The following is a 14,131-nucleotide window of genomic DNA, read 5'->3' on the forward strand; positions in this document are numbered from 1 at the left end:
GATGAAAAAAACGCGCCCTCGGGCGCGTTTTTTGTTGGGCGAAAGCCTGGCTCAACGACTACACGAACTGTGCCGCGGCATAACCCGAAGCCCAGGCCCACTGGAAGTTGAAGCCCCCCAGGTGGCCGCTGACATCCAGCACCTCGCCGACGAAATACAGCCCCGGTGCTTTCAACGATTCCATGGTCTTGGACGACACTTCGTTGGTGTCGATGCCGCCAAGAGTGACCTCGGCAGTCCGGTAACCCTCGGTGCCGGCGGGCACCAGCTGCCAGTCCGCCAGGCGCTCGGCGATGGCCTTGAGCTCGGCGGGGGTGTATTGCTTCATCGGTTTGGAGGCGAACCAGTGTTCGGCCAGCAGGCCGGCCATTTTCTTGGTGAAGAGTTCGCCCAGCAAAGTCTTCAGCTCGCTGTTGGGGCGCTCGCGCTGCTGTTCCAGCAGCCACTCAGGCAGGTCGATATGTGGCAGCAGGTCGATGCTGACTGCATCGCCAGGCTGCCAGTAGGAGGAAATCTGCAGGATCGCCGGGCCGCTGAGACCGCGGTGGGTGAACAGAATGTTTTCTACGAAGTTATGGCCGTTGCAGCTGACCCGACAGTCCTCAACCGAGGTACCCGACAGTTCACTGCACAGGGTTTTCAGCTGTGGATCGGTCAGCGTAAACGGCACCAGACCCGCGCGAGTCGGCAGCAGGGTATGGCCGAACTGGCGGGCGATCTGGTAGCCGAAGCCAGTGGCGCCGAGGGTCGGAATCGACAGCCCGCCGGTGGCGATCACCAGCGACTCGCAGCTCACGGGGCCGAGGCTGGTGCTCAGGCGATAGCCGTTTTCGCCGCGCTCGATGGCGTTCACCGAGGTATCCAGGCGCAGGTCGACGCCCGCCTGTTCGCACTCGTCCAGCAGCATGCCGAGGATGTCGCTGGATTTTTGGTCGCAGAACAGTTGGCCGAGTTTCTTCTCGTGGTAGGGCACGCCGTGCTTGGCCACCAGGGCGATGAAATCCCACTGGGTGAAGCGCGCCAGTGCGGACTTGCAGAAATGCGGGTTGTGCGACAGGAAGTTGCCTGGCTCACAGTACAGATTAGTGAAGTTGCAGCGTCCGCCACCGGACATGAGGATCTTCTTGCCCGCCTTGTTGGCATGGTCGAGCAGCAGCACGCTACGACCGCGCGCGGCGGCGCTCATGGCGCACATCAGCCCGGCCGCACCGGCACCGATAATGACAACCTGGGGTGAAAGCACGGCAATGTCCTCGCAGATGCTAGGCGCCAGGCATCGCTGCGGGCTGACGCGAAACGGCGCAGTTTACCTGAAGGCTTGGTTCAGCTGTCGGCGCCGGGATGCGATGGGGCCCTAGCCACACTATCGGATTTTTTTACGAACTGGCCATTGCTCCGGCTGGTCTAGCGATTATGCTCAGATATCAAAGAGGCATAGCTATTAGCCACTATTTCAGCAGCTGCTATCGTGATCCCTCTGCCGGCTTCGTCCTCGCGGCATGTTCCCCTTTCGCTGTCGAGGCCTACGACCATTGAAGAGCTGGCGAGCGTGGTTCCTGTCTCTGTTGTTGCTGCCCTGCGGAGCAGGCGCAGAGCATCTGCGTCTGGTTGCTGATACCTGGCCACCGTTCACCGATCAGCGGCTACCGGGCAATGGTGTCGCGACCGAGCTGGTGACGACCGCACTGAGCCGTGCTGGCTATACCAGCGAGTACCGGGAGGTGCCTTGGAATCGCGCCATTCTAGGGCTGCAGGAGGCTGACTACGATGTGCTGATAAACGCTTGGTACAGCGACGAACGCGCCGTATTCGGCCACTTTTCAGCGCCCTACCTGATCAACCGCATCCGCCTGGTGCAGCGCAAAGGCGATGACATCCTCTTCACCCAACTCTCCGACCTGTACCCCCACAGGATCGCCGTGCTGCGCGGCTATGCCTATTCCCAGGCATTCACTGCCGACAAACGCCTCACTAAGGTCGGCGTGAGTAGTTTCGAGAGTGCTGCCTACATGCTGCAGCATGGCCGGGTGAGCTTGGCCATTGAGGATGAATACGTCGCTCGGTTTCAGTTCAGTCATCAGCTCAAGGGCGTTGCCGATCAACTGGAGTTTCTGCCAATGCCGTTGAGTGAGAACGGCCTGCACATCCTCATCCGCCTCACCCATGGCAACCATGCCGAGATAGCCAGGCGCTTCGACGCCGAGATTGCGGCCATGCGCGCCGATGGCAGCTATGCGGCGATCATGCAGCGTCATGGTTTGTGAGCCTGCGAACGTTACTGCCAGAGCGTACGTGCGCGGCCTTGTCGCTTGGCCTGATAGAGCTGCTGGTCAGCCAGGTGCAGGAGGCTTTCAAGATCATCTGGTGCGCCATGGTAAACACCCGCACTGAATGACAGTGGCGGCGCACCGATAGCGTATTTGAGCTGCCCGCATTGCTCACGCAGGCGGTCTAGTGCCTGGCCCAACTGCTCGGCGTTCTGCTGGCTGACCATGGCGAACTCTTCACCACCCAGGCGGCCGAGCAGGGTATCCGGAAACGCCGCACTCAATGCTCGGGTGAAGGCGATCAACGCCGCATCCCCGCTGGCATGACCGTATTCGTCGTTGATCTGCTTGAAGAAGTCCATGTCGAGCATCGCCACGCTCAGATCGTGACCACTGCGCTGGGCCAGCTGAAACTGCTGGATGCCCTGCTCGTAGAAAGCTCGCCGGTTGTTCAACCCAGTCAGGGCATCGAACTGCGCGGCCTGCTTGAGCGCGCGCATCATATCGCGGCGTTCCAGGGTGGAGATCACCCGGCAGTTCAGTTCTTCCGGGCAGAAGGGTTTGCGCAGGAAGTCGTCAGCGCCGTGCTTGATGAACATGGCGCTGAGTGAGCCCTTGGTGTCTGCGGACAGGCCGAGGATGATCAGCTCGTTGCGCTTCATCTTCTGGCGCAGCAGCTTGACCAGCTCGAAGCCACTGATGCCAGGCATGCTGTGATCGACCACCAGCAGGTCGATATCCGGTTGTTCCTTGAGAATGCGCAGCGCTTCGTCGCCGTCGCTGGCGTCGATGATCTGGTAGCGATGGGGCGCCAGCACGTGACGGATGAAGTGCCGCGTGGCCTCCGAGTCTTCGGCGACGAGAATCTTTACCTGGCTGTTGCTATCCAGCCGGTGCAGCAGGCGGAAGGCATACTCGTAGGAGTGCTGGCTTTCCTTGAGCACGTAATCGACAACGCCCTTGAGCAGCAGGTCATCGCGACGCTTTTCGTTGTACGAGCCGCTGAGCACGATGCACGGCAGGGCGTAGCGCATCACCAGGTCGACGCTTTCGCCATCCGGCGCATCCGGCAGGTGCAGGTCGACGATGGCGGCGAAGAACAGCTCTGCCGAGGTCTCCAGCATCACCTCGGCTTCGCCTAGAGAGGCGCAGAACACCGGTTGCAGATCCGTTTCCTGGCGGAACAGGTGTTCAAGGATTTTCAGAACCAGCGGGCTGTCTTCGATGACCAGAATATTGCGCACGGAACCCCCTGTGACGGATCTGCAGTTAGCTTGAGTCTACAACGTGCGCACGCGTAGTGAGCGGCCCTTGATCTTGCCTTCGCTGAGGCACTTGAGTGCTTGCACGGCCAGGCTGCGTTCAACGGCTACATAGGCCTGGAAGTCGAAAATAGCGATCTTGCCGACCTGCGCGCCAGGGATGCCGCCCTCGCCAGTGAGCGCACCGAGAATATCGCCAGGGCGCAGCTTGTCTTTACGCCCGGCGCCGATGCACAGCGTCATCATGAGCGGCTGTAGTGGCGCCCCACCTTGGTGTTTCAAGCTGCTCAGCGGGTGCCAGTTGAGTGGCGATTTTTGCAGGGTTTCGATGGCTTGGGCACGATGACCTTCGGCTGGGGCAACCAGGCTCATGGCCAGGCCTTTCTCGCCTGCACGACCGGTGCGGCCAACGCGGTGAATGTGAATTTCCGAGTCGCGTGCCAGTTCGACGTTGATCACCATGTCCAGCGCATCGATATCTAGGCCACGCGCCGCCACATCAGTGGCGACCAGTACCGATAGGCTGCGGTTGGCAAACGTCGCCAACACTTGATCGCGGTCGCGTTGTTCGAGGTCACCGTGCAGGGCGGCGGCCGAGATGCCTTTGGCGGTGAGGTGGTCGACTACTTCCTGGCATTGTTGCTTGGTGAAGCAGAAGGCCACGCAGGATTGCGGGCGGTAGTTGTTGAGCAGCTTGACCACGGCGTCCATGCGCTCGTCGGGGCTGATCTCATAGAAGCGCTGTTCGATCTGCGTGTCGTCATGCAGTGCGTCGGCTTTGACCTGCTGCGGGTTGCGCATGAAGGTCGCGGACAGCTGCTTGATGCCGGCTGGGTAGGTGGCCGAGAACAGCAGCGTCTGGCGGCGCTCCGGGGTCTGCCCGATGATCTCGGCGATGCTGTCGTAGAAGCCCATGTCGAGCATACGGTCGGCTTCGTCGAGTACCAGGGTGTTGAGGCCATCGAGTTTCAGCGTGGCCTTGGCCAGGTGCTGCTGGACGCGACCGGGCGTGCCGACGATGATTTGCGCGCCATGCTCCAGCGAGGCGATCTGCGGGCCGAAAGGCACGCCGCCGCAGAGGGTGAGGATCTTGATGTTGTCTTCACCGCGGGCCAGGCGACGCAGTTCCTTGGCCACCTGGTCAGCCAGCTCACGGGTTGGGCACAGCACCAGTGCCTGGCAGCCGAAGTAGCGCGGGTTGAGTGGGTTGAGCAGGCCGATACCAAAGGCGGCGGTCTTGCCGCTGCCGGTTTTGGCCTGGGCGATCAAATCCATGCCCTTGAGCATGACCGGCAGGCTCTGGGCCTGGATCGGCGTCATCTGCGCGTAACCGAGGGACTCGAGGTTCGCCAGCATGGCGGGCGACAGGGCAAGCGAGGAGAAAGCGGTGGCGGTCACGGTACAGAGCCTAGGGGGAGCGTTTAGAGGCGCCTAGTGTAGCAGGCGCCGTGCACAGTTCCGTGGCGATCACTGCGTTACTCGTCGACGTCCACCTCCACGCGTCGGGCGCTGCGCCCGTCTTCCGGCGACAGCTGCAGGAAGATTCCCGCCGCCAGTATCGACAGCAGGCCGACGCACAGGTACGTGGCCTGGAAGGCGCCCAGTACGCTATCCGCCGCACCTTGATTGTCCAGGTTGAAGCCGCCAAGCAGTGCCGCGGCGGCGGCGATGCCCATGCTCATCGACAGTTGCACCACCACAGACAGCAGGCCGTTGCCGCTGCTGGCCTCGGTGTCGCGCAGGTCGATCAGGGTCACGGTGTTCATGGCGGTGAACTGCAGGGAGTTGACGGCGCCGATCAGGGTCAGCTGAATGGCCAGTTGCACGTGTGAGGTCTGCCCGTCGACCAGGGCCATGCTGGCGATCAGCAGGCCGAGCAGTACGGTGTTGCTGGTCAGGATGCGTCGGTAGCCGAGTCGGTCGATCAGTGGCTTGGCCAGCGGCTTCATGGCCATGGCGGCAAGAGCCAGGGGAATCATGCTCATGCCAGCCTGGGCCGGTGAATAACCCATGCCCAGTTGCAGCAGCAGCGGGGTGAGAAACGGCAGGGCGCCGCTGCCCAGGCGCGCGAAGATATTGCCAAGAATGCCCACCGCGAAACTGCGAGTCTGGAACAGGCTGGGCGGAAACAGCGCGTTGGGCGTGCGCCCGGCGCGCAGCCAGTAGGCCGCCAGGCAGGCCAGGCCAGCCAGCAATAGCAGCATCACCCGCACATGGGGCAAGTGCAGTTCACCGAGGCCTTCGAGCGCCATGGTGATCAGCAGCATGGCCGCGCCGAAGAGCAGGAAGCCGGCCAGATCGAACCGCGTGCGTTCGGGGCCGCGCAAGTCCGGCATGAAACGAAAGGCGGCCCAGCAGCCAAGGGCGCCGACCGGCAGATTGATCAGGAAGATCCAGTGCCAGCTGGTGTACTCCACCAGCCAGCCGCCCAGCGTTGGGCCGATCAACGGCCCCAGCAGGCCGGGCAGGGTGATGAAGCTCATGATCCGTACCAATTCGGTACGTGGATAGGCGCGCAGTACCACCAGGCGACCCACCGGCATCATCAACGCGCCGCCGAGGCCCTGGATGATGCGCGCAATCACCAGCATGTTCAGCGACTGCGAGACCGCGCACAGCAGCGAGCCGAAGCTGAACAGCAGGATGGCGCCAAAGAAGATGTGCCGCGTACCGAAGCGATCCGCCAGCCAGCCGGAGGCGGGAATCAGCAGCGCCACGGTGAGCATGTAGGCGATGACCACCGACTGCATGCGCAACGGGTCTTCGGAGAGGTCGGCGGCCATGCTCGGCAGAGCGGTATTGAGGATGGTGCCGTCCAGCGTCTGCATGAAGAACGCGATGGCGACGATCCAGGGCAGCAGGCGGGCGGTGCGGGCGTCGAGCAGGGTCATGGTGGTCTCACTACGGGGTGTCATACTCTATCCATGCCGGTCATCCAGGCATGGATGCTAGGATGAACCGTGGTCAGTGTACTAGGGTCTGTTGACGCTTCACGCACGGCTCGCGCTGAAAGGCCAACAGATACTAGGGAGGGTTCATATGCGCTGTCTGTTGTTGCTCGCTCTGCTCTGGTCGGGCCTTTCGGCGGCGGCGTGGTTTTCTCAGCCGGTTGTCGTCGATGGTCAGTTGCAGGTCTATCAGCCTGCGAGCGCAGCCAGTGAGCCCTGGCGCATCTGCGTACTGATCCCGAATGCCAAGGATCGTTACTGGTGGGGCGTGGCCTGGGGGTTGCAGCAGGAAGCTCAGCGTTTGGGCGTACGGCTTGGCATCTACGAGGCGGGTGGCTACGACCATCCCGAGGTTCAGGTCAGGCAGTTCGACCATTGTGTCAATAAAGGCGCTGATGGCTTCTTGATCGCCGGCATCAATCCTTCCGACCTGTGTTCGCGTATCGCGGTTCAGCAACGTGCCGGGCGCCCGGTAATCGATCTTATCAATGGCCTGGGATGTGAAACGCTGAGCTCTCGTTCGCGAGTCGATTTCGCCGATATGGCCAGCGCGACCCTGGGTTACCTGATCAAGCTCAGTGCAGGTCGGCCAATTCGCGTCGGCTGGGTGCCAGGGCCTGCCGATGCCGGCTGGATAAAGGACGCCGAGCGGGGCCTCAACGAAGCCCTGCAAGGTACCTCTATCACCCTGGTACACGGTGGCTACGGCCCGCTGGATCGCAGCCGCCAGGCGAAACTGGTGCGTGAACTGTTCAAGACCGAACCGCCGCTCGACTACCTGATCGGTAATGCCGAGGCGGCGTTGTTCGCGACCGAGCTGGCGTACAGCAGTGGTTCGTCGACCCAGATCCTGTCGGTCTACGCGACGGATCGCGTGCTGCAGCAAATCCGCAACGGCCGGGTGCTGGCAGCGCCGACTGACTCGCCGGTGATCCAGGCGCGTATTGCGCTGGATCTCGCCGTGCGTGGCCTGCACGGCGAAAGACTTCCCAGGCTGATCAGCCCGCAGATCGAAGTCCTCGATGCTGCCGCGCTGGAGCGTTTCGATCTGCAACGGCTGGCGCCGCCTGCAGGATATCGCATGACCAGCCAGGAACTGCCGAACTAGCCGGCCGAGCGCATCTCTTCGACCGCGCGCCGCGGGGTACCACGTACCGGCTTGCCATTGGCGGTGTAGTAGGGCGCAGTGCTGCGCGGCAGGGCCTGATCGCCGCGAATACGGTCGGCGATTTTCTCGGCGATCATGATGGTGGTGGCGTTGAGGTTGCCGGTGATGATCTCCGGCATGATCGAAGCGTCCACCACGCGCAGCCCCTGCACACCGTGCACGCGGCCCTGGCCATCGACTACCGCCATGGCGTCTTCGCCCATCTTGCACGAGCAGGACGGATGGAAGGCCGTTTCTGCGTGTTCGCGGATGAAGGCGTCCAGTTCGGCATCGCTCTGCACATGGGCGCCGGGGCTCAGTTCGCGGCCGCGATAAGCATCGAGAGCGGGCTGGTTGATGATTTCGCGGGTCAGGCGAATGCCGTCGCGGAACTCCTGCCAGTCCTGCTCATGGGACATGTAGTTGAACAGGATGCTCGGGTGCTGGCGTGGATCCTTCGACTTGACCTGCACGCGGCCGCGACTTGGTGAGCGCATCGAGCCTACGTGGGCCTGGAAGCCATGCTCCTTCACCGCATTGCTGCCGTTGTAGTTGATCGCCACCGGCAGGAAGTGGTACTGCAGGTTCGGCCACTCGAACTCTTCGCGCGAGCGAATGAAACCGCCAGCCTCGAACTGGTTGCTGGCGCCGATACCGTCGCCGGCCAGCAACCACTTGGCGCCGATACCCGGCTGGTTGAGCATCTTCAGGGCCGGGTACAGCGACACCGGCTGGGTGCAGGCGTACTGCACGTACACCTCCAGGTGATCCTGCAGGTTGGCGCCCACGCCTGGCAGATTGTGCACCACATCGATATCCAGGCTGCGCAGCAGCTCGCCAGGGCCGACGCCGGAGCGCTGCAGGATCTGCGGTGAGGCGATGGCGCCCGCACACAGCAGTACTTCGCGGCGTGCCATGGCGACGGTGGCATCGTTCGAATTGCCAATCAGATAGCTGACGCCGCTGGCGCGCTGGCCGTCGAACAGGATCCGATCGGTGGTGGCGTGGGTGACGATGGTCAGGTTGGCGCGCTCGCGGGCCTGATCCAGATAGCCACGTGCCGTGCTGGCGCGGCGGCCTTCCGGGGTCACGGTGCGATCCATCGGGCCGAAGCCTTCCTGCTGGTAACCGTTTAGGTCATCGGTACGCGGGTAGCCAGCCTGCACACCGGCCTCGACCATGGCGTGGAACAGTGGGTTGTTGTCGGCCTTGGGCGTGGTGACGCTGACCGGGCCGCTGTCGCCGTGGTAGTCGTTGGCACCGATGTCGCGGGTTTCCGCCTTGCGGAAATACGGCAGGCAGTCCAGGTAGCTCCAGTCTTCGAGGCCGGGCTGCTTGGCCCAGTTGTCGAAGTCCATGGCGTTGCCGCGGATGTAGCACATGCCGTTGATCAGCGACGAACCACCCAGGCCCTTGCCGCGCCCGCATTCCATACGGCGGTTGTCCATGTACGGCTCGGGGTCGGTTTCGTAGGCCCAGTTGTAGCGCCGGCCTTGTAGCGGGAAGGCCAGGGCAGCGGGCATCTGAGTGCGGAAGTCGAGGCGATAATCCGGGCCGCCGGCTTCCAGCAGCAGCACGCTGACGCTGGCGTCTTCGGTTAGGCGGGTCGCCAGCACGTTACCGGCAGAGCCGGCGCCGATGATGATGTAATCGAATTCTTGGGACATGGTGGCCTCCTGGTAGGTGGCTGAGCCTTGGGCCAAGCGGATCGCAGGCCCGTGTCCGGCTCATGCAACAGGTTTGCAGCGCTGCCGGGACGCCGGTTGGCGCCGCTCGGCATACGCAGTCAGAACACCGAGGCGTAATCGCCCAGCTCGACCTGCACGGATTTGATTCGGGTGTAATGGGCCAGCGTGGTCAGGCCGTTTTCGCGGCCGACGCCGGATTGCTTGTAGCCGCCCACCGGCATTTCGGCAGCGGATTCGCCCCAGCTGTTGATCCAGCAGATGCCTGCTTCCAGCTTGTGGATAACCCGGTGCGCACGATTCAGGTCGCGGGTGACGATGCCGGCGGCCAGGCCGTAGTCGGTATCGTTGGCGCGGCGGATGACTTCCTCTTCGCTGTCGTAGATGAGGATGCTCATCACCGGGCCGAAGATTTCCTCGCGCACGATGGTCATGTCGTCACGGCAATCGGTGAACACGGTCGGTGCCACGTAGGCGCCATTGGCATATTCACCCGTGGTCACCCGCTCGCCGCCGATCAGCAGGCGGGCGCCTTGCTGGCGGCCTGACTCGATGTAGCCGAGCACGCGCTCCATGTGGGCGAAGCTGACCAGCGGGCCGAAGTTGGTGTTGTCATCCTGCGGGCTGCCCAGGCGGATGCGCTTGACCCGCTCCAGTACCTTGCTCTCGAAACGTGCTTGCAGCGTGCGAGGTACGAATACCCGGGTGCCGTTGGTGCACACCTGGCCGGAACTGTAGAAGTTGGCCATCAGCGAGATGTCGGCGGCGCGATCCAGATCCGCATCTTCGAAAATGATCAGTGGCGACTTGCCGCCCAGCTCCATGGTCACTTCCTTGAGCGACGAGCTGGAGGCACTGGCCATGACCTTCTTGCCGGTGACCGTGCCGCCGGTGAAGGAAATCTTCTCGATGCGCGGGTGTTCAGTGAGCCACTGACCCACTTCGCTGCCGCTACCGGTCAGTACGTTGAACACACCATCGGGCAGGCCTGCCTCGCTGTAGATTTCCGCCAGCTTGAGGGTGGTCAGCGAGGTGACTTCGCTGGGCTTGAAGATCATCGCGTTGCCGGCGGCGAGGGCCGGCGCGGACTTCCACAGGGCGATCTGGATCGGGTAGTTCCACGCACCGATACCGGCGACCACGCCCAGCGGCTCGCGGCGGGTATAGACGAAGCTGGTGTCGCGCAGCGGGATCTGTTCACCCTCGATGGCCGGGATCAGGCCAGCGTAATACTCGAGCACATCGGCACCGGTAACGATATCGACGTAGCGGGTTTCGCTCAGTGGCTTGCCGGTGTCGAGGGTTTCCAGCTCGGCCAGCTCGTCATTGCGCTCACGAAGGATATCCACGGCACGACGCAGGATGCGCGAGCGCTGCATGGCGGTCATCGCCGCCCAGACTTTCTGGCCCTGCTCGGCGCTGACGACGGCACGTTCGACGTCATCATGGCTGGCGCGCGAGATATTGGCCAGCACCTCGCCATTGGCCGGGTTGATGCTTTGCAACGTGGCGCCGCTGCTTGAGTCGACGTACTGGCCGCCTATGTAGAGCTTCTGGTCTTCGAATCGAGTCATGGGGGCGTTCTCCTGATCGAGCCAGACGCTGTTCGCGGTCTGGCGGATGGATCGGCGTGAGCGAGATGAAAAGACATGTCAGCCGACTTGATTAAAAAACAGCCTACTTTGTTTTTATTGATCGATCAATCAATAAAGATCCTGCGGGCGACGGAAACCGAGCTGGGTACGACATGCGTATCAGCGTTGTGTCCGAGCCTGGAAAGATGCTGCCATGTAGGAGCCGCGCCCTCGCGGCGAATGGCGCGGGCACTGACGATAGTGTGGTAACGCCGCTATCGAATCGCGCCGAGGTCGACGCTCCTAATGGTCAATGGCTACCGCGTAGGAGCCCGCTTGCGGGCGATCAGCTGGGGCTGGGGTCGGCCTTGGCCAATTGCAGGTCGAGGTAGTCGTAGGCGATCTGCGCCGCCTGGCGGGTATCGAAGCCTTCTCCGGACAGCGCGCCGCGCAGCCATAGGCCGTCGATCAGTGCAGCCATGCCACGGGCGGCGGCGCGGGCCTGAGGTTGCGGCAGCACGCGGCGGAACTGGCCGCACAGGTTTGAGTACAGGCGCTGGTCGTTGACCCGCTGCAGGCGCCGCAGAGAGGGCTGGTGCATGCTGCTGGCCCAGAACGCCAGCCAGGTCTTCATTGCCGGGCCGCTGACCTGGGTTTCGTCGAAGTTGCCGTCGATGATTGCGCGCAGACGCGCCTGCGGCGTGTCTTCGCGCAGCAGCCGATAGCGCGCGTGGACGGCCTCGCTAAGCGCCTGCATCAGGTGACGCATGGTCGCTTCCAGCAAGCCGTTCTTGTCCTGGAAGTAGTGGCTGATGATGCCGTTCGACACACCGGCGAGGCGTGCGATGTAGGCAATGCTGGCATCGCTCATGCCAACCTGGTCGACGGCTTCGAGGGTGGCCGCAATAAGTTGCGAGCGGCGGATCGGTTGCATTCCGACCTTGGGCATCGTGTTCTCCGGTAGGGGCTGTGGCAGCAGTCTAACAGAGGCCTCCGCAGGCTGGCCGCTCAGCCATCCCTATCCACCAGCCGATAGCCGACCCCGGCTTCGGTTATGATAAGCCGCGGTGCAGCCGGGTCGTCGCCCAGTTTCTGCCGCAGGTGAGCGATGACGATGCGCAGATAATGGCTGTGCTCGATATGGGTCGGGCCCCAGATATCGCGCAGCAGTTGTTGTTGGGTGACCACCATGCCCGGATGTCGAGCCAGGGTTTCGAGCACGGCGTACTCCTTGCGGGTCAGGCTGATTTCCTGCTCGGCCAGGGTCACCCGGCGAAACGCGAAGTCGACCCGCAGCCCGCCGCTGACCAGCGCCGCCGCGGGCTTTTCGCTGGCGGGGCGGGTGCGCAGCAGGGCGCGTACCCGGGCGAGGAATTCCTGCACGCCAAAGGGTTTGCTGACGTAATCGTTGGCGCCACTGTCCAGGGCCTGCACCTTGTCCTTTTCTCCGGCGCGCACCGAGAGCACCAGCACCGGTACGCTCGACCATTCGCGTAAACGCGTCAGCACTTCCTGGCCGTCCATGTCGGGCAGGCCGAGGTCGAGTACTACGAGATCCGGCTGTTCCAGTGCCGCCAGGTGTAGGGCGGCTTCCCCACAGTCGGCCTCCAGTACCTGGTAGCCATGGGCCTGCAGGCCGATGCGCAGGAATTTGCGAATCGCCGCCTCGTCGTCGACCAGCAGAATGCGTGCATCAGTCATGGCTGCTGCCCTCGTCGGGCTGTTGCAGTGGAAGTTGCAGAATCATGCTCGTGCCCTTGCCCGGTGTGGAATCAACCTGTGCAGTGCCTCCGTGGGCGTTGAGCATGCCCAGGCAGATCGCCAGTCCCAGGCCAGTACCTTGGCCGCCACGATCGCCCCGGGCAGCGGTGTAAAAGAGGTCGAAGATGTGCGGCTGCTCGTCGGCTGGAATGCCCGGGCCCTGGTCGCTGATGGTGAAGTACAGGTGTTCGCTGTCATGGCGGGCGTTGATGTCGATGGCTCCGCCGACCGGAGAGAAGCGTGCGGCGTTATCCAGCACATTGACCAGTGCCTGCTCGATCAGTGCGCCCTGCACCCATAGCAGCGGCATATCGGGCGGTACCTCGATATGCACCTGCAGGCTTTGTAGCACGGGCTGCAGACGCTGCACGGCGGCGGCGAGCAGGTCGCCAGCGGCCATCCAGTCGCGCTCCAGGTGCAGGCCGCCGTGGCCGAGGCGGGTCATGTCCAGCAGGTTCTGGATATAGCGATCCAGGCGCGAAGCTTCGCTGGCTGTGCTTTCTAGCAGGTCGTCGCGGGTCGCCTTGTCCAGGCTGTCGATGAACAACTGCAGGGTTTCGATAGCGCCGCGCATGGCGGTCAGCGGCGTGCGCAGGTCATGGGACACCGAGGCGAGCAGGGCGCTGCGCAACCGCTCGGTTTCATGCTGCAGGCGCGTGTGCCCCAGGGTTTCGACAAGCTGCACGCGAGCCAGGGCGTGGGCCAGCAGCGGCAGCAGTACGCCGATCAACTGGCGTTGCTCGCCTGCCGGGGGATCGCCCTGCACGGTGCGCATGCCCAGCAGCGCCAGGGGCTGGTCGCCGTCCATCAACGGCCACCACCACCAGTGCGGATGAGTCAGGCTGTGGCTGTCGTAACCGCGCGGGTGGCGGTTTTGCCAGGCATGTTCGGCGCTGATGCGCTCCAGCTCACTGAGCTGCAGGGGGCTACCATCGGCCTGCTGCCACTGGTCTTGCGCGTCGCGACTGAGCAGGCATAAGCGCTCGGCCGGCAAGTCCAGCTGGCTGTGCATGGCAGCGAGCAGGTCGCGCTGATCCTGAGCGCTCGACAGCCGTTCGGCGAAGCTCAGCAGGCTTTCGGTCTGTCGCTGGGCCACTTGCAAGTCACGAAACTGCTGGCGCTGGCGCGCGGCCAGGTTGCCAGTCAGCAAGGCGATCAGCAGGAAGAACAGCAGCGTGAGCACGTCCTGTTCACGATGCACGACCACCGACCAGGCCGGCGGCAGAAAGAAAAACCCGTAAGCGGCGAATGACAGCAGCGCGCACAGCAGCGCCGGGCCGACACTGCTGCGTACCGCCACCAGAAGCACCACGACGAGGAACACCAGGGAGATGTTCGGCAGATCCAGCCAGCGCGAAACAGCCAGCGCCAGCAGCGAACCCGACAAGGCCGCGAGAATGGCCAGCAGGTAATGGCTCAGTGGCGCCAGCGGTCGGCTGGTGAGGCGGTCGGCGGCGGTGGGCATGGTGGTTTTCCGGGGCAGGGCG

Annotated in this window: 11 protein-coding genes; 2 read left to right on the top strand and 9 right to left on the bottom strand. The window is 63.3% G+C overall.

From position 1 onward, the window contains the following. Positions 1–58 precede the first annotated feature (58 nt). The gene (locus ACZ0AI_RS19640; protein ID WP_463563315.1) at positions 59–1,243 is read right to left on the bottom strand and encodes a BaiN/RdsA family NAD(P)/FAD-dependent oxidoreductase; all 1,185 of its coding nucleotides are present in this window, start codon (positions 1,241–1,243) and stop codon (positions 59–61) included. 256 nt (positions 1,244–1,499) lie between these two features. Between ACZ0AI_RS19640 and ACZ0AI_RS19645 the strand changes: the two genes are divergently transcribed. Next, positions 1,500–2,264, top strand: coding sequence for a substrate-binding periplasmic protein (locus tag ACZ0AI_RS19645; protein WP_463563316.1), 765 nt, complete (start codon positions 1,500–1,502; stop codon positions 2,262–2,264). Positions 2,265–2,275: 11 nt separating this feature from the next. On the opposite strand, the gene ACZ0AI_RS19650 is transcribed toward ACZ0AI_RS19645, so the two are convergent. From ACZ0AI_RS19650 to mdtD, 3 genes are all read right to left on the bottom strand, one after another. Continuing rightward, positions 2,276–3,511 carry a diguanylate cyclase domain-containing protein gene (locus ACZ0AI_RS19650; protein ID WP_463563317.1) on the bottom strand — a complete coding sequence of 412 codons (1,236 nt, stop codon included), beginning with the start codon at positions 3,509–3,511 and terminating at the stop codon, positions 2,276–2,278. A 36-nt stretch (positions 3,512–3,547) separates the two neighbouring features. Then, entirely contained in the window at positions 3,548–4,927 is a 1,380-nt protein-coding gene (gene dbpA / locus ACZ0AI_RS19655; protein ID WP_463563318.1) for an ATP-dependent RNA helicase DbpA, read from the bottom strand. A gap of 77 nt (positions 4,928–5,004) precedes the next feature. Then, positions 5,005–6,420: a multidrug transporter subunit MdtD gene (gene mdtD, locus ACZ0AI_RS19660; RefSeq protein ID WP_463565977.1), complete on the bottom strand. Its 1,416-nt coding sequence runs from the start codon at positions 6,418–6,420 to the stop codon at positions 5,005–5,007. 148 nt (positions 6,421–6,568) lie between these two features. Here mdtD and torT point away from each other — a divergent pair, with 148 nt between their 5' ends. Beyond that, positions 6,569–7,585 (top strand): TMAO reductase system periplasmic protein TorT, encoded by a 1,017-nt coding sequence (gene torT, locus ACZ0AI_RS19665; RefSeq protein WP_463563319.1) that lies wholly within the window; start codon positions 6,569–6,571, stop codon positions 7,583–7,585. Here the strand turns inward: torT and betA are convergent. The 5 genes from betA to ACZ0AI_RS19690 form a co-directional block, all read right to left on the bottom strand. After that, entirely contained in the window at positions 7,582–9,291 is a 1,710-nt protein-coding gene (betA, locus tag ACZ0AI_RS19670; protein ID WP_463563320.1) for a choline dehydrogenase, read from the bottom strand. The genes torT and betA overlap by 4 nt on opposite strands. A gap of 119 nt (positions 9,292–9,410) precedes the next feature. Further along, positions 9,411–10,883: a betaine-aldehyde dehydrogenase gene (betB, locus tag ACZ0AI_RS19675; RefSeq protein ID WP_463563321.1), complete on the bottom strand. Its 1,473-nt coding sequence runs from the start codon at positions 10,881–10,883 to the stop codon at positions 9,411–9,413. Between the two features lie 346 nt (positions 10,884–11,229). After that, entirely contained in the window at positions 11,230–11,832 is a 603-nt protein-coding gene (gene betI / locus ACZ0AI_RS19680; RefSeq protein ID WP_463563322.1) for a transcriptional regulator BetI, read from the bottom strand. A gap of 59 nt (positions 11,833–11,891) precedes the next feature. Next, positions 11,892–12,584 carry a response regulator gene (locus ACZ0AI_RS19685; protein WP_463563323.1) on the bottom strand — a complete coding sequence of 231 codons (693 nt, stop codon included), beginning with the start codon at positions 12,582–12,584 and terminating at the stop codon, positions 11,892–11,894. Beyond that, on the bottom strand, positions 12,577–14,109 hold the full coding sequence (locus tag ACZ0AI_RS19690) for a sensor histidine kinase (protein WP_463563324.1): 1,533 nt from the start codon (positions 14,107–14,109) through the stop codon (positions 12,577–12,579). The genes ACZ0AI_RS19685 and ACZ0AI_RS19690 overlap by 8 nt, the downstream gene beginning before the upstream one ends. Positions 14,110–14,131 lie beyond the last annotated feature (22 nt).

The sequence above is a fragment of the Pseudomonas sp. AC355 genome (genome assembly GCF_979258205.1).